17 protein-coding genes are annotated in these 17,728 nt (G+C 39.3%); 10 read left to right on the top strand and 7 right to left on the bottom strand.

Annotated elements, in window-relative coordinates; translation table 11 throughout:
- Positions 1–2 precede the first annotated feature (2 nt).
- Together GQR53_RS07480 and GQR53_RS07475 are read right to left on the bottom strand one after the other, a co-directional pair.
- Positions 3–548, bottom strand: a complete 546-nt coding sequence (locus tag GQR53_RS07480) for a hypothetical protein (RefSeq protein WP_024598655.1) — start codon at positions 546–548, stop codon at positions 3–5.
- Between the two features lies 1 nt (position 549).
- Positions 550–2,007 carry a HAMP domain-containing sensor histidine kinase gene (locus tag GQR53_RS07475; RefSeq protein ID WP_024604360.1) on the bottom strand — a complete coding sequence of 486 codons (1,458 nt, stop codon included), beginning with the start codon at positions 2,005–2,007 and terminating at the stop codon, positions 550–552.
- A gap of 330 nt (positions 2,008–2,337) precedes the next feature.
- Here GQR53_RS07475 and GQR53_RS07470 point away from each other — a divergent pair, with 330 nt between their 5' ends.
- The 5 genes from GQR53_RS07470 to GQR53_RS07450 all read left to right on the top strand — a co-directional run bounded on the left by GQR53_RS07470 (position 2,338) and on the right by GQR53_RS07450 (position 5,307).
- Entirely contained in the window at positions 2,338–2,571 is a 234-nt protein-coding gene (locus tag GQR53_RS07470) for an EF-hand domain-containing protein (protein ID WP_002961641.1), read from the top strand.
- A 24-nt stretch (positions 2,572–2,595) separates the two neighbouring features.
- Positions 2,596–2,823 (top strand): hypothetical protein, encoded by a 228-nt coding sequence (locus GQR53_RS07465; RefSeq protein ID WP_024604359.1) that lies wholly within the window; start codon positions 2,596–2,598, stop codon positions 2,821–2,823.
- A 186-nt stretch (positions 2,824–3,009) separates the two neighbouring features.
- A complete protein-coding gene (locus tag GQR53_RS07460) occupies positions 3,010–3,246 on the top strand; it encodes a calcium dependent protein (RefSeq protein WP_024604358.1) in 237 nt (78 codons plus the stop codon).
- 9 nt (positions 3,247–3,255) lie between these two features.
- Positions 3,256–3,492 (top strand): calcium-binding protein, encoded by a 237-nt coding sequence (locus GQR53_RS07455; protein WP_002961647.1) that lies wholly within the window; start codon positions 3,256–3,258, stop codon positions 3,490–3,492.
- Between the two features lie 132 nt (positions 3,493–3,624).
- Positions 3,625–5,307, top strand: a complete 1,683-nt coding sequence (locus tag GQR53_RS07450; RefSeq protein WP_165743403.1) for an amidohydrolase — start codon at positions 3,625–3,627, stop codon at positions 5,305–5,307.
- Between the two features lie 55 nt (positions 5,308–5,362).
- Here GQR53_RS07450 and GQR53_RS07445 read toward each other — a convergent pair whose 3' ends face one another.
- Positions 5,363–6,202 (bottom strand): HDOD domain-containing protein, encoded by an 840-nt coding sequence (locus GQR53_RS07445; RefSeq protein ID WP_165743401.1) that lies wholly within the window; start codon positions 6,200–6,202, stop codon positions 5,363–5,365.
- Positions 6,203–6,498: 296 nt separating this feature from the next.
- Between GQR53_RS07445 and GQR53_RS07440 the strand changes: the two genes are divergently transcribed.
- Positions 6,499–8,199 carry a Zn-dependent hydrolase gene (locus GQR53_RS07440; RefSeq protein WP_165743399.1) on the top strand — a complete coding sequence of 567 codons (1,701 nt, stop codon included), beginning with the start codon at positions 6,499–6,501 and terminating at the stop codon, positions 8,197–8,199.
- A gap of 41 nt (positions 8,200–8,240) precedes the next feature.
- Here GQR53_RS07440 and GQR53_RS07435 read toward each other — a convergent pair whose 3' ends face one another.
- The gene (locus GQR53_RS07435) at positions 8,241–8,645 is read right to left on the bottom strand and encodes an HIT family protein (RefSeq protein WP_165743397.1); all 405 of its coding nucleotides are present in this window, start codon (positions 8,643–8,645) and stop codon (positions 8,241–8,243) included.
- Positions 8,646–8,756: 111 nt separating this feature from the next.
- Between GQR53_RS07435 and GQR53_RS07430 the strand changes: the two genes are divergently transcribed.
- Positions 8,757–10,982: a S9 family peptidase gene (locus tag GQR53_RS07430; protein WP_165743395.1), complete on the top strand. Its 2,226-nt coding sequence runs from the start codon at positions 8,757–8,759 to the stop codon at positions 10,980–10,982.
- A gap of 143 nt (positions 10,983–11,125) precedes the next feature.
- Positions 11,126–12,763, top strand: coding sequence for a methyl-accepting chemotaxis protein (locus tag GQR53_RS07425; RefSeq protein WP_165743393.1), 1,638 nt, complete (start codon positions 11,126–11,128; stop codon positions 12,761–12,763).
- A gap of 73 nt (positions 12,764–12,836) precedes the next feature.
- Here GQR53_RS07425 and GQR53_RS07420 read toward each other — a convergent pair whose 3' ends face one another.
- The 3 genes from GQR53_RS07420 to GQR53_RS07410 form a co-directional block, all read right to left on the bottom strand.
- Positions 12,837–14,357: a leucyl aminopeptidase family protein gene (locus GQR53_RS07420; RefSeq protein ID WP_165743391.1), complete on the bottom strand. Its 1,521-nt coding sequence runs from the start codon at positions 14,355–14,357 to the stop codon at positions 12,837–12,839.
- Between the two features lie 129 nt (positions 14,358–14,486).
- Positions 14,487–15,539, bottom strand: a complete 1,053-nt coding sequence (dinB, locus tag GQR53_RS07415) for a DNA polymerase IV (RefSeq protein ID WP_165743389.1) — start codon at positions 15,537–15,539, stop codon at positions 14,487–14,489.
- 340 nt (positions 15,540–15,879) lie between these two features.
- Complete coding sequence (locus GQR53_RS07410; protein ID WP_165743387.1) at positions 15,880–16,056, bottom strand: hypothetical protein; 177 nt, start codon at positions 16,054–16,056, stop codon at positions 15,880–15,882.
- A gap of 161 nt (positions 16,057–16,217) precedes the next feature.
- On the opposite strand from GQR53_RS07410, the gene GQR53_RS07405 reads away from it, so the two are divergent.
- Together GQR53_RS07405 and GQR53_RS07400 are read left to right on the top strand one after the other, a co-directional pair.
- Positions 16,218–16,646 (top strand): thioesterase family protein, encoded by a 429-nt coding sequence (locus GQR53_RS07405; protein WP_165743385.1) that lies wholly within the window; start codon positions 16,218–16,220, stop codon positions 16,644–16,646.
- An 18-nt stretch (positions 16,647–16,664) separates the two neighbouring features.
- Entirely contained in the window at positions 16,665–17,717 is a 1,053-nt protein-coding gene (locus tag GQR53_RS07400) for an aldo/keto reductase (protein ID WP_165743384.1), read from the top strand.
- Positions 17,718–17,728: the final 11 nt, after the last annotated feature.

Here is a 17,728-nt window from a genome sequence, read left to right as displayed (position 1 = left end):
AGTTACTGCTCCTTAGTTTCTTCTCGTAGTAAAAGCTGCTGCTCAATTGTTGCTAACGATGAGAGGGTTTCTTGCATTTTATTGTTAAGTGCTTGTTGCTCTTTTTTAGCATTTATTTGCATAGTCACTTGTTGCTTTTGAAGCCATAAATATTGCTTTATATCATCTGGCCAAAAGTAAGCAAGATCGAGTTTTAGCAACTTAGTCATTACTGTATTTGGATCATCATTTATGTTTAAGCACATAAATTTAAAAAAGCGTTTAAGATCGTTTTCGCCTGTAAAAATATCTTTTTTTGGCACCAATTTAAATCCGCCACACTGATTAGCGTGCCATGCAATAACTTGCTCTGCTGGAGGGTAGCTAGGTTCTATTTTTGGTCTGGGTTTTGGGCTTGGTTTGCTGTTTTTGTCGTTTTTTATTTTAGTATCGACCACAGGTGCTGGTGTAATTGACACACGCTCTTCTTGCCCATTATTAATTTCACAACCAGATATAACCATGCTGCTACTGAGCACACATAAAATAGCGATTAAACGCAAGCGCATGTTAATTAACTCCTAGATTTTTTGTTATGGGAATTTTAATTGAAAACCGGCAACCATGTGGCTCATTATGTTCAACAGTAAGTGTACCTCTTAGCTGTTCAACAGACTCTTTTACAATAGTTAAGCCCAGCCCACTGCCTTGCAGCGTAACATTTTTACTGTGTTTACCTTGATAAAATGCGCTGAAAATTTGAGTTTTTTCTTGCTCTTTAATACCGCACCCTCTATCGAGCACAGCGATACAAAGTTGATTTTGCTCAAGCGCTAAATTAATAGTAACGCTTTGCTTATCTTCTGAAAATTTTAAGCCATTTGAGATAAGCTGAATTAAAATCATCTCAATAAGCTCACTAGGTAAAGCAAGCGGTTTATTTGGTAAGTCATTTTTCCATTGCAGAGCCTGCTCACGCGCACTTAAGCGATGCTCAAAATGGCTATTTATTTTATTAATAAGGAGGCTAAATTCAACTTCGCTTAGACTGTCTTTACTGGTACGAATCGCATTATAACTCAATAAACTGTCAATCATTGTACGAAGGCGCACCATAGATTGGCTAATAAGCTCAAGTACCGCTTTTTGCTCACCTGTAATTGGGCCTACTATTTCATCAGTTAGTAAGTCAGTACCTTCGACCATTGAAGCTAACGGCGTTTTTAGCTCATGGGTGACATGGCGTAAAAAAGTATCTTTTTGCTGCTCAAGCATATGTAGTTGCTCTTGCACCCACTGAAGCTTCTCTCCTAGCTCAACTAGCTCGGCTGAACCTTTAACTGATATTTTTTGCTGCCAATGTCCCTGTCCTAACTTATCAATAACCGTGGTTAACCCTTTTAGTCGCCCACTTATGCGCCATAAAAAACCACCACCTACAATTAAAGTAAGTGGAATAAGTGCCACCAGCCAGTTTATAAATGAGGCTTGCAAGCTTGTCAGCTCATTTTGGTTATTGGTAATTTGCGCTTCGTTTTTATCACGTAACCATAAAGTAAGTTCAGCAATTAAATCGCTCACTGGCACAAATAGCTCAGCTTGTTGTTGTTTTTGCTCAACGAGTTTTACATGCGCGGTTTGTAAGGTGGTATATAAGCGTTGCCATTGGTTGATATACTCTTTATTCGTGTTTACAAATTTGAGTTCATCAATGCTTTGTATGGATGATTGCCATTTATCGACAATAAGCTTATCTAGCGATTCACTTTTTAATACCCAGTTTTGCCTAGTGGCGCGTTCAAGACTGTTGAGTTCTTGCTTTAAAGTGTTAAACGATTTAGTAACTTGGTAGTTGTTACTCACAATACTTTGAGTAACCGCTAATTGCTTATTAAGCGAATTTAAAAATACGATCACCACTATAGAAAGCGGAAGTAGCGAAAGCAGCATACTCATTGCAAATTGCCCAATTAAATTAGGCCGCCAGTTAAGCATTGCTTGGTATTTTTTAGCTATGGTTGCTGGCATTTCGTTTAGTCCTTTTAAGTTAAGCGCTCTATTATTAAGTGCTTACCTTATACACTAGCTGAACCAGCAATTATATTTAATACGATTAACAGCCAGCACTATAAAACAATGTGTCGCCAAATAGAGACAACGTAAACCATTGATTTTTTAAACCCTACCTTTAATCTCACTGCATAATGTTGCAAAAGGCGCACAAAAATTACAATAAACCCAGTAAAAAATTCTCACTCCCCTCAAGTTAAAACGCTAAGCATTTGAAAATTAATAACAATTATTATTGGCATCATTTTTGTAATGCTGTTACTAACTTTAATCAATAAGGAAATAATTATGAACAAACGCATTTTAGTAATTTCATCATTACTGGCTTTAGGCTTTTTAGGCGCTAATGCACACGCAATGGACGTTCACGCGACTTTTAACGAACTTGATAAAGACAGTAACGGCACATTAAGTGAAGCCGAAGCAGGTGAAGATGCTGTGTTACACGAGAATTTTTCTCAAATTGATACTAATCAAGATGGGCAATTGTCGCTAGATGAATTCAAAAAATTTATTCAATAAACTCATTTAATAAGGAACGTGATTATGAAACAACTTATAGCCGCTTTTTCATTAATGTTTTTAGCAATTAGTGCCACTGTAATTGCATCGCCAACAAATGTGCGTTTTGCCCACTTAGATAAAGACATGGACGGACAAATATCAATTGCAGAAGCAAAGGAAGACAAGGAAGTAATGAGACAATTTGCCGACTTAGATGAAGACGGTGATGAAAAAATCTCAAAAAAAGAATTTGAAAGCTTTAAACCTTAATCAGTAATTACTGATTAAGGTTTACTTAAGCTTGTTACAGGTAAACTGAGCTTAAAAGCATTTGCCATAATCCCTGAGGGAGTGTGTAAAAGGATTTAATGTTGGGAGTTAAATTACGGCAAGTGCTTTTTCCTTTTCACTTTATTTTAGCCACAAACTTTAAATACATCTTTTGGAAGGAACACCATGAAGATACTTCCCCTTATTGTAAGCATCTTAATGCTATTAAGCTTTGATGCCGCTGCACTTGATGTAAAGCAACGCTTTGATCACCTCGATAGCGACAAAAGTGGCTATTTAACGCATGACGAACTTGATCCCCAACCACAACTATTAAACACATTTGTAAAATGGGACAAAAACCAAGATAACCAAATTTCGTTAATCGAATTTAAAAATTACCTTACCAATAACCTCTACTGAGTATTTTTCATGAAAAAAACAAGCTATATAGCGCTTTTTGCGTTTAGTATTTTTAGCACATTAGGCTTTGCTGCAAGCAACAATGTTGCAGAGCAATTTGAAAAACTTGATAGAAACCAGGATGGTTTTTTAACACGTTCAGAAACCGCTGTAGACCCCGCTTTGTGGTCTCGGTTTTCAAGCTACGATCAAGACAAAGACGGCAAGCTAACGCTAAGTGAATACAGTTTATACGCTAGTAAATAAACCCTTTCAAAAGCTAGATATTTTATGTTCTAGCTTTACTGCTTTTTTCTTCATCATAATTTGTCTCACATATTGGTATTATAAAGTTGGGTTTGCTAGTGTTAACGCACTAACAATAAAAAATAATGCCTTATGTCGCTCAAAAAAATAATCAAACCACTCATACTAGCCAGCCTTTGCGCTAGTTCTAGTTACACTCTCGCACAAACAAAAGTAATTTATAACGCCAATGGTTATACCCCTTTATACAAAGGTGAAGTACAGCAGTTTTCTACCCTCGTTATTAAAAATGGCAAGGTAGTAAAACTAGGTAGCGAAACACTTAAAGATAGCTACCCAGATGCTAAGCTAATTGACGCGCACGGTAATACCTTATTACCTGGCTTAATTGATGCTCATGGGCACGTTATTGGCCTAGGAGATAATTTATCGCAACTTGACGTACGCGGCGCAAAATCGGTTGATGAAGTAACAAATAAACTAAAAGTATTTGCCGATAATAAACAAGGTTGGATTATAGGGCGAGGTTGGAACCAAGAGCTTTGGGCTGATACACGCTTTCCTACAGCTAAAGATTTAGACAAAATAGTTAGCGATCGACCTGTGGTTCTTTCGCGGGTTGACAGCCACGCCATTTTGGTTAATTCAAAAGCGCTCGAACTTGCTGGTATTACAGCCAAAACAAAAGCGCCTGAAGGCGGTGAAATAATTAAAGACGAATTTGGTAATCCTACAGGTATTTTTGTAGATAAAGCAGAATCGCTAATTACCCAGCATATGCCAGCCCCCTCAAAACAAGATATAAGTGACTCACTTGATGCAGCAGGTAAGCATTTATTAAGTTTAGGCATTACCTCTACTCACGATGCAGGTATTGATAAAACCACATGGGAGGTTTACAAAGAGCGCGGCGACCTTGGTAATTTACCATTACGTATTGTGGCAATGCTAAGTGGTGCAAGTCCTGATTTAGGCACAATGTTAAAGGCAGGCCGATACCACGACAAAAATGACTTTATGGAAATTCGCAGTGTTAAAGTTTACGCCGATGGCGCACTTGGCTCTCGCGGAGCCGCTCTGATTGAAGAATACGCAGACAGACCTGGTCACCATGGTTTAATGCTTGAAACACAAGAAAAACTCGAAGCGCTCTTTACACAAAGCTTTAAAAGCGGCTTTAGCGCAAATACCCACGCAATTGGCGATAAAGCAAATAAAGTAGTACTTGATGCTTATCAAAATGTGTTTAAAAAAACGGGCGGTATATTACTACGTAACCGAATAGAGCACGCACAAATTGTAACGCCTGAGGATATCCCTCGCTTTAAAGCGTTAAAAATAATCCCTTCAATGCAGCCAGTACATGCCACTTCTGATATGCATATGGCAGAGCAACGCTTAACTGAAAAACAATTAAGCGGTGCCTATGCTTGGCAAACATTTTTAAAGCAAGGATCGGTGGTTGCAGCAGGCTCTGATTACCCTGTAGAGCTTGCAAATCCATTTGATGGTTTGTATTCAGCCATTACACGCATGGATCATAACAAACTACCTGAAAACGGCTGGCGCGCAAGTGAAGTACTAAGCCGCGAAGATGCATTACGTGCATTTACTCTCGGTGGCGCTTATTCAGCCCATCAAGAATTTAAGGTGGGTAGTTTAGAAAAAGGTAAATGGGCCGACTTTATTTTAATTGATAAAGACTACTTTAAAGTGCCTGTTGACGAGATATACAAAACAAACGTACTGCAAACATGGGTAGCAGGAATAAAGCGATACGAAAAAACTAAGACAGAAAATACCACCGAAAAATAAAACTAAAAAAGGGTTAACGCAAGTTAACCCTTTTTGGTTGTGTAGGAAGGCACTTTTAGCTAAACATATTTTTCACATCTTTTAGCATGTCGTTGTACTCATCACTTGTGAATAGCTGCATAGACGGTATAACGCCTTTGTCTATATACGTTTGCAGCGCTGTCGACTTATCAGAAACTTGTAACGTGCCCTCTAAAATAGCCCCTACTCGAATAAAATCCACGTAACTTACTTTTTCAGGTTTGTAACTTGGGTCAGCCCAGCTCTGAGCTACATCAACAAACTCTTTAGGGAATTCCCACGCTTGCATAATAGATGAGCCAATTTTTCCACTCAGCTTTTGAATTGCGTGCGCTAAAAAGCTTGGGTTGGCAAATACCTCTGGGTGGCGCTCAGCTTCGGTTAAAATTGGTAATACACCAATATTATAAACAAGTGCGGCGAGTGTAATAGAATCGCGGTTTAGTGACGTGTGCTTACTATTTTTTAAATAAAATTCCATGAGTGATATTGAATGGCTAGCAACAGTTAATGTTTTTTGCCATGCCTTACCCATGTAGCCTTTAATTAGCTCATTATTTGATACAAATAATTGTTCCATAGCCATAGCTGTAGCAATGTTTTTAATTTGACGTAATCCAATACGAGTCACTGCTTGTTGTAAATTAGATACTTTTACAGAACGTCCCATAATCGCACTATTAGCTACTTTTATCATACGAGCTGAAAGCGCTGGATCTTGTGAGATTACATCTGACATTTGGATTAAATTCACATCTGGGTTATCTGCAGCTTGGCGAACCTTAATCGCTACTTCAGGTAGCGTTGGTAAAACCAACGTATCGTTATTTATTCTATCGACTAGAATCGTTAATAAAGCGTTTTCTGTAGACATAAAGCTGCCATCCTTTTGTGTTCAGCCTGTAAAGTAACTGCAAACTCAGGCAGTTAATTTTCGTATTAGTAATATAATTAGTATTGTCTAACTTACCGATAAAGTTAAGAAAATTATAGAAGTTTATTTTTATTTATAATGCTTTACCGCTCATGCTTGCCTTACAACGCCAAATACTTGCTATTTACCATTTAGTTTTGCTTTAATGCACTCACAATAAGGAAGCGTTTGTACATACTTAATATTTTAACTAAAGCAGTACAAATTATTAAACTTACTTTTTAACAGGCAATATAATGATCTTAAATAAAATTAGCCAAGCAATTATGCTCTCTGGTGTTGTTTTTCTTAGCGCATGTTCTGAACAAGCGCCGTCTTCTACCGACAACACAGCCGTAGAGCTTGCTCAAAAAAGCAGTGCACAGTCAGGCCCTAAGCTTATTAATGTAGATAAACAACGTTTAGATATTTACACCGACTTTAGCTTACAAAGTGATTTATCGCACTTAAGCGATAATCAACGAGCAATGGTTGCAAAGCTTATTGACGCTTCAAAAATAATGGATGAGTTATTTTGGAAGCAAGCATTTGGTGAAAATAAAGATGCTTTTTTAGCAAAACTAAACGATGGAAAAGTACGTAAATTTGCTGATATTAACTATGGTCCATGGGATCGTTTAAATGGTGATGAAGCATTTTTATCCAGCTATAAAGAAAAACCTCTTGGCGCACAGTTTTACCCTGCTGATATAACCAAAGAAGAGTTAAACAATGCAGACGTTGAAGACAAAACAGGGCTTTATTCTGTAATTAAGCGTGATGAGCAAGGTAAGCTTTACAGCGTACCTTATTCAAAGGAATACGCTGATGAGCTTGCAAAAGCCGCTGATATTTTACGTGAAGCAAGCAAACTTGCTGACGATAAAGAATTTGCTAACTATCTAAACTTGCGTGCCGATGCTCTACAAAAAGATGACTTCCAAGTATCTGACTTTGCTTGGATGGATATGAAAAATAACCCAGTAGATGTGGTTATTGGTCCAATTGAAACTTATGAAGATCAATTATTTGGTTACCGCGCAGCTTATGAATCTTACGTACTTATTAAAGATTTAAAATGGAGCGAACGCTTAGCTAAATTTGCAGCATTTTTACCTGAGCTTCAAAAAGGCTTACCTGTAGATGCTAAGTACAAACAAGAAGTACCAGGCTCTGACGCCGACCTAAATGCATATGATGTTGTTTACTACGCTGGGCATTCAAACGCGGGTAGTAAAACAATTGCAATTAACTTACCAAACGATGAGCAAGTACAGCTCGAAAAAGGAACTCGTCGTCTGCAACTTAAAAACGCAATGCGTGCTAAATTTGATAAAATTTTAGTGCCAATTTCAGAGCAGTTAATTGTACCAGAGCAGCGTAAACACATTACTTTTGATGCATTTTTTGCCAATACGATGTTCCATGAAGTGGCTCACGGTTTAGGTATTAAAAATACAATTACTGGTAAAGGTACTGTTCGTCAATCCTTACAAGAACACGCAAGTGCCCTTGAAGAAGGTAAAGCCGATATTTTAGGTCTATACATGATTGAACAGTTACTTAAAAAAGGCGAAATTACTGAAGGCACTATTGAAGATTATTACACGACCTTCATGGCAGGTATATTCCGCTCAGTTCGTTTTGGCGCATCAAGCGCGCATGGTAAAGCAAATATGATCCGCTTTAACTTTTTTGCTCAAGCAGGTGCTTTTTCTAAAAATGAAGAAGGCTTATACCGCGTTAATATGGAAAAAATGAGCATTGCAATGGCTAAGCTTTCTCGCTTAATTTTAACCTTACAAGGTGATGGCGATTACGAAAAAGTAGATCAACTAATTGCAACGCATGGCGACATTAAAGAAGAACTTGCTAAAGACTTAGAAAAACTAAGCAAAGCTAATATCCCTGTAGATGTAACATTTAAGCAAGGTAAGGAAATACTAGGGCTTAAATAAGTTTAGTTAAACTTAGTTAAACCCTAAAAAAGCGTTGCAGCTTATAACTGCAGCGCTTTTTTTAGCTCTGTGATTTGTAGATCTGTATAAGGCACTGCTGGGTGCTTACCCCAAATTGGCGCAGGCCATGCAGCATCACTCGTAAAACGCGCAATATGATGAATATGCAATTGCGGCACCATATTCCCTAAAGCCGCTATGTTTAATTTATCTGGTTTAAATACATCCATTAATAATTTACTTAGCTTGGCTGACTCTTTTAAATAAACAATTTGATCATCCTCAGATAAATCAATTATCTCTTTTAAGTTAGCCTGCCTAGGCACTAATACAAACCACGGATACAAGCTGTCGTTCAGTAAAAGCACTTTACACAGTGGCCAATCGGCAAGTTCTATACAGTCGCGTTTAAGTTCTGGCGCTAGTTTAAATTCAGGGTGAGTCATTGCTATGTCCTACTTTGTCTTTGATAATCGCCACTTTATAGCATTTAGTTGCAGTTGCACACGCTTGGCTTTACCATCAAAGCAATATTTATAATAAGCTAAGGCAACCTTGTGCTAAAAAAAATAAAACACCTCTCACTAGCTATACCGTTAATGGTTGGCGCTATTAGTGTTCAAGCAAAACCTTTATCGCTGGAGCGTATTTTTGACGATCCGAGCCTTTCTGGTAAATCGCCTGTACAACTTAAATTTTCGCCTGATGGCAGCCGTGTAACTTACCTACAAGGCAAAAGCGATGACTACAACCGCTACGATTTATGGGAGTACAATCTAAAAGATAACACCAACCGTGTGCTAGTTGATTCGGCAAAGTTATTTTCAGGCCCAGAAAACCTATCAGATGAAGAAAAAGCACGCCGCGAACGCCAACGTATTTTTGGTAAAGGCATACTTGAATACAAATGGTCTAAAGATAGCAAAGCACTTTTATTCCCACTCAATGGTGACCTTTATTATTACGATTTAGCCTCAGCTAAAAGTAAAAAACTAACCGACACTGAAGCATTTGAAACCGATGCACGCTTTTCACCTAAAGGTAACTACGTATCGTTTATTCGAGAGCAAAACCTTTATGCTTTAGAGCTTGAATCAGGTAAAGAGATTCAGCTTAGTAAAGATGGCGGCGGCGTAATTAAAAACGGCATGGCCGAATTTGTTGCTCAAGAAGAAATGAGCCGTATGACAGGTTACTGGTGGTCAGGTGATGAAACTAAAATTGCCTATACCCGCGTTGACGAAACCCCTGTAAAAGAAGCTATCCGTAACGAAATTTACGCTGACGAAGTTAAATTATTTAACCAGCGCTACCCGTTTACAGGTACCGATAACGTTAAAATTCAACTTGGTGTGGTTAAGCTAAACGACCAAAAAGTAGATTGGATTGATTTAGGTAAAGATGAAGACATTTACATTGCGCGCGCTAAATGGCTAAAAGACGGCAATACACTGTCGTACCAATGGCAAAATCGCTCGCAACATAAATTAGAACTGCGTTTTTATAACAGCGAAACTAAAGCCCAAAAAGTAGCACTGACCGAAAATAGCAAAACGTGGATTAACCTACATTTTGATCTTGAGTTTTTAAAAGACAAAAAACATTTTGTATGGGCATCTGAGCGAGACGGCTTTAAACATTTATATCTGTATCGCACAAACGGTCAACTTGTACGTCAAATCACCTCTGGTGATTGGGCTGTTGATAGCTTAAAAGGTATTGATGAGAAAAAAGGCATTGTTTACTTTGCCGGTCGAAAAGATACACCGCTTGAAAGCCATTTATACAGCGCGCCTTTATTTAAAAAAGGCGATGCCAAACGTATTACCGAAAAAGGTCAGTACCACAATGTTGTGCTAGCAAAAGACAATAAAACCTTTATCGATAATAGCTCGTCTGATAATAAACCAAACTCAGCAGCACTTCGTAAAGTAAACGGCGAATTCATTACCTGGCTTGAAGAAAATAAGCTTGATAGTAACCATCCGCTTACTCCTTATTTAAGCGACTTAGCAAAACCAGAATACGGCACAATTAAAGCCGATGATGGCCAAGTTATGCATTACCGTTTATTTAAGCCTAGCACCATTGCTGATGGCAAAAAGCACCCTGTTATTGTTAACGTATACGGCGGCCCGCATGCTCAGCGAGTAACGAATAGCTGGCGCAGTAAAAACTTGTACTTTCAGTACATGGCGCAACAAGGTTACGTAATTTTTCAACTGGATAACCGTGGTTCGTACAACCGTGGTAAAAAGTTTGAAGATGCTATTTATAAACATTTAGGTGTGGTTGAAGTTGCCGATCAAATTAAAGGCGTAGAGTTTTTACGTACACTGGATTACGTTGACCCACAACGCATCGGTGTTTATGGCCACAGTTACGGCGGTTACATGGCGCTTATGACTATGTTTAAAGCGGGCGATTACTTTCAAGCCGGCGTATCAGGTGCTCCAGTAACCGATTGGGCTCTATATGATACGCATTACACAGAGCGTTATTTAGGTCACCCCGATACAAATGCTAAAGGCTATGAAGACAGCGCAGTATTTCCATATGCAGATGGCTTAAAAGGCCCATTAATGATTTACCATGGAATGGCTGACGATAACGTATTGTTTACGCATTCAACTAAATTATTTAAACAACTACAAGATAACGAAAAACAGTTTGAAATGATGACCTACCCAGGCTCTAAGCACAGCCTACGTGGTAAACAAGTGCAAACGCACTTGCATCAAACAATTACAAATTTCTTTAATCGTCATTTTGATGTTAAATAGTTAAACAAGTTTAAAAAGTAGACTAAAGGCTGATTGATAAATCAGCCTTTTTTTTGCATTAATGGTTGTTAAGCCTAGATTAAACTCTCTTTTTAGCTACGCTTATTCAATGCGCAAAAGCGCCAATTTTTAAGGATGAATGTATGCCTAGTTTACGTAGCTTTAGTATATTTCAACGTTTCTCACTGTTAATAGCCATTGTAGTGCTTGGGCTTATAGTGCTGAGCATATCCAGCCTAACTAACCAATATAATGCCCTTAAAAACGAGCAGTACCTTAAAACACAAAATGTAGTAGAAACTGCTCACAGCATCATTGAGCACTTTCATGACCTTGAACAAAATAACTCACTCACCCAGCAGCAAGCTAAAACGCAAGCTCTTGAAACAATAAAAGCACTGCGCTATGACAGTACTAATTATTTTTGGATAAATGATTATCAGCCTACAATGATAATGCATCCGATTAAACCTGCCCTCGATAATAAAGATTTAAGTAATAATAAAGATCCCGATGGCAAAGCGCTCTTTGTAGAAATGGCTAATATAGTTAAGCGTGATGGTGAAGGGTTTATACCTTATAAGTGGCCAAAGCCAGGTAAAGACCAACCTGTAGAGAAAGTTGCTTTTGTTAAAGGGTTTAGTCAATGGCAATGGATTATTGGCTCGGGTGTATACCTTGATTCAATTGACGAGGCATTTAGCCAACAACGTAACCTAATTATAGTCAGTGCAATAATTATGATTATTGCTGTTATTTTGCTTAGTTACTTTATAGGTAAAAGTATTTTAATACCTACTCGCTTAGCAGCCGATATGATGAAGGACATTTCACAAGGCGAAGGCGACTTAACCCGTACATTAAATGAATCCGGTAACGATGAAATATCTGAACTATCGCGCTCATTTAATTTGTTTGTTTTAAAAATACGAGAGTCACTTGCTCATGTAGCACAAAGCGCAAACAGCGTAAGCAAGCATGCACAAATCGTTGACGAATCAAGTAAAACAAGCCACTCATTTATAGAGCTTCAAAACGATAGTTCAACCCAAGTTGCAGCTGCCATGGAGCAAATGACTCACCAAATACACGATGTGAGCCGTAACGCTGAAGCCGCAGAGCAAGCAGCTAAGGATGCAGCACAAAACGCATCAACGGGTAAAAATGTGGTTGCGCAAACAATTACAGCAATAGAAACACTCTCAAGCAACATTGAAACAGTCAGCCGTGTAACTGCTGATTTGGCCAACGAGAGTCATAATATAGGCTCGGTACTTGATGTAATAAGAAGTATATCGGAACAAACAAACTTACTGGCATTAAACGCCGCCATTGAGGCAGCTCGCGCAGGAGAGCACGGCCGAGGATTTGCAGTTGTTGCAGATGAAGTAAGAACATTGGCAAGCCGTACAGGGCAAAGTACTGACGAAATTCAAACCATGATCACTAAACTACAAGAAGGTGCAAAAGCAGCAGTAGAAGCAGTTAAATCAAGCCAAGCACTTTCGCTTTCTACCGTAGAACAGGCGTCGTCTGCCAATACTTCACTTAATGAAATAGAACGACTTGTTTCAATTATTACCGAAATGAACAGCCAAATTGCACGTGCCACAGAGCAACAAACTCAAGCCGCTGATGAAGTTAATTTACGTATTAACGAGCTATCACACTCAACAGAGCAGTCACTTAATAATACTAAACAGCTTACAAATGCCAGCGATAACCTTAAACAAAGTAGCCAAGGGCTTTCGAGCGTAGTTAATCGCTTTAAATTAGATTGATAGCGATACCGTTACCATGAAACGCAACAGCCCTGAATTAACAGGGCTTTTTTATTGCATGAAAGTTTTTAGCTTACATACAGTAACGTGCAAACAAGCTCGTTACTGATGCGGCAGTTGGCTTACCGTGCTGCCAATCACCACCTTCAACACCGCTTCCTGCAATGTCCATATGAACATAAGGTAGTGGCTGAACCGAATCGTTACCGTGTTTATCAAGCCCACCAACAATAGCCATAAATGCCATTGGGAACTGATGACCACGAGCGGTAACAGCCGATGCCGCGTTATTGCTAGATAAAACATCGTCAGCTAGTGTGCGTGGTTTAATAAAGTCGTAGTCTTCACGGCGTGAACGCGATACTTCAGCGCCATCGGCCCATAAGTCACCCAAATCAGCTATTTGACGTGAAACACCAGCGCTACGAGCTGGACCATTTTCAACATACGCACCGTAAGGACCCATTGCACGAGCTGCATGACCCGTTAATGTAGCTACAGTAAATAACGTTGGATTAACCTCTGTTTTAGCTAAATCTTTCATTTCGCTAAGCAGGTCGCCCATTGCTAAGCGCCCTTCTGCATCGGTATTACCAATACGTACACGAACACCTTCACGGCTAGTAATAATTTCATCTGGCACAAAACAATCCGAGCCAATAGAGTTACGAACAACAGCTAAGTACGATACCACTTTAACGCCTTTAGGCTGATAATCCGCAACGGCTTTCATAAAGCCAGCAACAGAAGCTGCGCCGCCTTTATCACGGCTCATGCCTGCCATATAACCGCCTACTTTTAAATCTGCACCGCCTGTATCGTATACAAGCCCCTTACCTACAAACATAAGTGTGCGAGTAATTTCGCCCTCTGGTACATATTCAAGCTTAACAACACGTGGGTGATGGCGCTCAACTGCATACGATGCGCGAGCAACTGTACTCAGCATTGGGTAGTTTTTATCAATAGCTGCAATATCGTCAATTACGTCAACCGCAATGTTTGAGCCTTTAAATAAATCAACACAGTAATCTGCAAAGCGTGGTGGAGCCATACGCTCAGGTTCAGTACCACACAGGTCACGCGCTGCATATTGGCCTGCTGCAATTGCATTAACAGCTTTAATCGTTTGCTCGCTTGCGCCAACTAAACCAATCTGTGTAATAGGTTCAATGCTTTCACCGTGATATTCACGCGCTTCTAATGGCTGCCATAAGGCTTGGCAAGCGCCTAAATAAGCAACTTCTAAAGCATGCTGATAACGGCTATCGCCATTTAAATTTGGTAAAAATAATGCAGGGTTAACACTGCCCGACGCTTTTGCTTCGTTAATTGCTAATTTAGCAGCATCAAAATAACGACGCACGTCGTCGTAATCTCTATTTAACGGACCGGTTGGCGCAAGTACAACGCGCTTGTTTTCAATTACTAATAAAGTAACTTGCTTACCGATGCGAGAATCTACGTTTGCTTGAGCTAAAATAGCATCACGTAATGAGTTATTTGGTAACTGAGAAAAGTCATTACTAATAATAATAAGCGCATCATGAGATGTGCATTCAAAGCTTGCACTAACCGCTTGAGGGTATGCCATAAATAAGGTCCTGTTAGAAAACATAAGCCCCTATTATCGTCGATTTATATATTGAAGACCAGCAAGGAGCGATGAGCTAATCACATAACCTATCAATAAATGGCAACTTGGAGTTACAGGCTTTACAGCTTAATCGAGAATACTAAGTTGGAAGTTTTGTTCTGGCTCGTTTTTAATCCCAACGCCTATGCCAAGTAATCTTACAGGCTGTTGTAGCCCTCGCTGGTAGGCCTTAGTAAGTAGTTGAACAAATATTTCTATATTTAGCTCGTGATATACCTGATCGGCTGAGGTCACTACAAAATTTGCAAACTTCACCTTAACACTCAATTTATTAATACGATTTTGTAACTGCTGTTTATTAAGCCTTAAAACTAATTCCTCTAACAACCTTGGCAGCTCATCTAAGCACTCCTGTAAACTCGTTTTGTTGTACTCGTAGGTATGTTCAACACTCAGCGATTTTCTTATGCGATCTGTGGATACTTTACCAACATACTCACCTGCACATTTTTGATAAAGCGACACACCAAAATTACCCACATGTTGCTGCATCCAGTTAATGCCTTTTTCACGTACATCCTTGCCGGTATATAAGCCTTTTAAATTTAGCTTTTCGAGCGTTACTTTGCCCACTCCTGGAATTTTCCCCAGCGGTAATTGCGCTAAAAAGTCATCAACCTCATCAGGCAAAACGACAAATTGACCATTCGGTTTATTTTCGTCACTGGCTATTTTAGCAATAAATTTAATCGGTGCAATACCAGCTGATGCAGTGAGCCCTGTAGCATTGTAAATATCGGCTCTTATTTGCTGTGCAATAAGTGTGGCACTGCCTTTACAAGCGGTGCTGTCTGTTACATCTAGATAGGCTTCGTCTAAAGAAAGAGGTTCAATTAAGTCTGTGTAGCGTCTAAATACTTCACGTATTTGGTTTGAAGCTTCTTTGTATACAGCCATGCGCCCTGGGACAATAACTAAATCGGGGCATAATTGTTTAGCATGATAGTTCGACATAGCCGATCGTACGCCATACTCTCTAGCTATATAGTTAGCGGTTGAGAGCACGCCTCGTCGGCTATTGCCTCCAATAGCAAGCGGTACACATGCAAGTTTTGGATTATCTCGCATTTCTACTGCTGCATAAAAGCAATCCATATCTATGTGAATAAACTTCTTCATCACCACAACAATAACTGGTTATTTATACAGTCATTATTATAGAATCAAATGTGATAAGCAAGCCTAGGGCCTGTTTATCTTTCGAGGTTAAATTTGCAGCAGTATATTTGGTATTTAGGCAAGGCAGAGCCTATGTAGTGTGGTTATTCCCCATAAATAGGCGATAACGTAGCACAAATGCCAAACATACGCTGCCCGAAGGGTTCTGCCTAGGGGCAATTTACTCTTTGTTGCTCGGCTTTTACTTAGCCCACTAGGTCACAAACCTCGCGCCGCGATTAAATAGCCCCTAGATTGAACAAATTTTAATCCTGAAAGGTCAACAGGCCCTAGTTAGCGATTAAAAAAAGCGCTTATTACCTTCTTGCTCTTTATAACCACGTAGCCAATACATAACCTCAAATAAAAATCCTGCCAACATTAAAATGATAGCGCCAGATTCATTCCCCATCGCGTAACAGGTAAAAGAGGCTATAAAAACCAAACAAGCTAAGGCCCAATTAATTATATTCTGCATATTTTTACCTTTGTGTGTTTTTGTGTGTCTGTGTAATTTAACTGTAGACCTAAAATTAAACAGGTACAATCATCTTATAAAAAAACATGCCATTAATTACCTTGAGCTCGTAACACCATGTTGATAATCTAAGTACTTTAAAAATCAAGGGCCAATAAATAATGCAAACGTTTAAAGATCAGCACCCTATTCATACCGATATCACCGTAGCATGGGCTGATATGGATGCGCTACAACACGTAAATAATGTAGTGTATTTACGTTACTTTGAAATAGCCCGGATCGACTTTTTAAATAAAATAAATCTGTTCGACACAATAAGCCCAAACGGTGTGGGCCCAGTAATCAGCGAAAATAGCGTTCGCTATAAACGCCCAGTAACTTTTCCCGACACACTCACTGTAGGCGTTACAATTACAGATCTTAAAACAGATCGCTTTACCATGAACTACACCGTTTACAGCCATGCACAAAAAGCAATAACGACTACGGGTGCATCTAAAGTTGTAATGTTTGATTTTACTACAGGGCAAAAAGCCCCAATCTCCGAGCCTCTTTTATCGGCTTTAATCAGCCATGCTCAAAACTAATTTAGTTAAGGAATTTTTATGCAATACAACCCACTAGGTAGCAGTGGCGTAAACGTATCTCGAGTGTGCCTAGGGAGTATGACTTGGGGTAAACAAAATACTCAAAGCGACGCTGATGAACAAATAGCCTACGCGCTCGAGCAAGGCGTAAACTTTATTGATACAGCCGAAATGTATGCTGTGCCTCCTTCGCCAGAGACCTATGGTAAAACCGAGGAAATTATTGGCAATTGGCTATCGCGTAATCAGCAAAAGCGCAGCGAAGTGGTACTAGCTACAAAAATTGCAGGCAATGGATTATCGTGGGTACGTGATGGCGGCAATATTACTCGCCAAACAGTAATAGAAGTCGTAGATGATTCACTTAAGCGACTTCAAACAGACTACATTGATTTATATCAACTACATTGGCCAAACCGCTCTACCCCTCACTTTGGCAGACAATGGCCCGGCACTCTTAAATTTACCGACGTAAATACACAAGAGCAACAAGCTAGTATGCTTGATATTCTAGAAGGCCTTAATGAATGTGTTAAAGCAGGTAAAATTAAGCACTGCGGTTTATCTGACGATACGCCATGGGGTATAAGCCAGTTCTTAAGTTTGGCCAAAGAGCATAACTTACCGCGTATGGTATCTATTCAAAATGAGTTTAGCTTAGCGCACGCTAAAGACTGGCCGTATTTAATAGAACAATGTGTACACGAAGATATTGCCTACTTACCGTGGTCGCCTTTAGCAGCCGGTTTATTAACGGGTAAATACCTAAACGGTGCTCGCCCTGAAGGCTCTCGTTGGACCTTCATGCAGCGTAACGGTATTTTTAGAGATACACCCAATGCAGAGCAAGCCACTAAGCAGTATGTTGAGCTGGCTCATGCAAACAATATTACTCCAGCACAACTAGCCTTAGCATGGTGTAACCAAGTAGATGGCGTAACTTCTTCAATTATCGGGGCAACATCTATAGCTCAATTAAAGGAAGATATAGACGCATTTAGCATAACGCTAAACGACGAAATTCTTAGTGATATTAACACCATATTTAGAAACCATCCGATGCCTTATTAAGCATGTATGAG

Source organism: Pseudoalteromonas sp. Z9A6, assembly GCF_011378805.1.
GTDB classification, from domain to species: domain Bacteria; phylum Pseudomonadota; class Gammaproteobacteria; order Enterobacterales; family Alteromonadaceae; genus Pseudoalteromonas; species Pseudoalteromonas distincta.
The sequence above is the reverse complement of the archived record's forward strand: the minus strand, read 5'-3'. Positions and strand labels throughout refer to the sequence as shown.

What these genes read in the sequence shown, in the direction of transcription:
- GQR53_RS07480 (WP_024598655.1), bottom strand. Translation starts at nt 548, where the DNA reads ATGCGCTTGCGTTTAATCGCTATTTTATGTGTGCTCAGTAGCAGCATG.
- GQR53_RS07475 (WP_024604360.1), bottom strand. Translation starts at nt 2,007, where the DNA reads ATGCCAGCAACCATAGCTAAAAAATACCAAGCAATGCTTAACTGGCGG.
- GQR53_RS07470 (WP_002961641.1), top strand. Translation starts at nt 2,338, where the DNA reads ATGAACAAACGCATTTTAGTAATTTCATCATTACTGGCTTTAGGCTTT.
- GQR53_RS07465 (WP_024604359.1), top strand. Translation starts at nt 2,596, where the DNA reads ATGAAACAACTTATAGCCGCTTTTTCATTAATGTTTTTAGCAATTAGT.
- GQR53_RS07460 (WP_024604358.1), top strand. Translation starts at nt 3,010, where the DNA reads ATGAAGATACTTCCCCTTATTGTAAGCATCTTAATGCTATTAAGCTTT.
- GQR53_RS07455 (WP_002961647.1), top strand. Translation starts at nt 3,256, where the DNA reads ATGAAAAAAACAAGCTATATAGCGCTTTTTGCGTTTAGTATTTTTAGC.
- GQR53_RS07450 (WP_165743403.1), top strand. Translation starts at nt 3,625, where the DNA reads ATGTCGCTCAAAAAAATAATCAAACCACTCATACTAGCCAGCCTTTGC.
- GQR53_RS07445 (WP_165743401.1), bottom strand. Translation starts at nt 6,202, where the DNA reads ATGTCTACAGAAAACGCTTTATTAACGATTCTAGTCGATAGAATAAAT.
- GQR53_RS07440 (WP_165743399.1), top strand. Translation starts at nt 6,499, where the DNA reads ATGATCTTAAATAAAATTAGCCAAGCAATTATGCTCTCTGGTGTTGTT.
- GQR53_RS07435 (WP_165743397.1), bottom strand. Translation starts at nt 8,645, where the DNA reads ATGACTCACCCTGAATTTAAACTAGCGCCAGAACTTAAACGCGACTGT.
- GQR53_RS07425 (WP_165743393.1), top strand. Translation starts at nt 11,126, where the DNA reads ATGCCTAGTTTACGTAGCTTTAGTATATTTCAACGTTTCTCACTGTTA.
- GQR53_RS07420 (WP_165743391.1), bottom strand. Translation starts at nt 14,357, where the DNA reads ATGGCATACCCTCAAGCGGTTAGTGCAAGCTTTGAATGCACATCTCAT.
- dinB (WP_165743389.1), bottom strand. Translation starts at nt 15,539, where the DNA reads ATGAAGAAGTTTATTCACATAGATATGGATTGCTTTTATGCAGCAGTA.
- GQR53_RS07410 (WP_165743387.1), bottom strand. Translation starts at nt 16,056, where the DNA reads ATGCAGAATATAATTAATTGGGCCTTAGCTTGTTTGGTTTTTATAGCC.
- GQR53_RS07405 (WP_165743385.1), top strand. Translation starts at nt 16,218, where the DNA reads ATGCAAACGTTTAAAGATCAGCACCCTATTCATACCGATATCACCGTA.
- GQR53_RS07400 (WP_165743384.1), top strand. Translation starts at nt 16,665, where the DNA reads ATGCAATACAACCCACTAGGTAGCAGTGGCGTAAACGTATCTCGAGTG.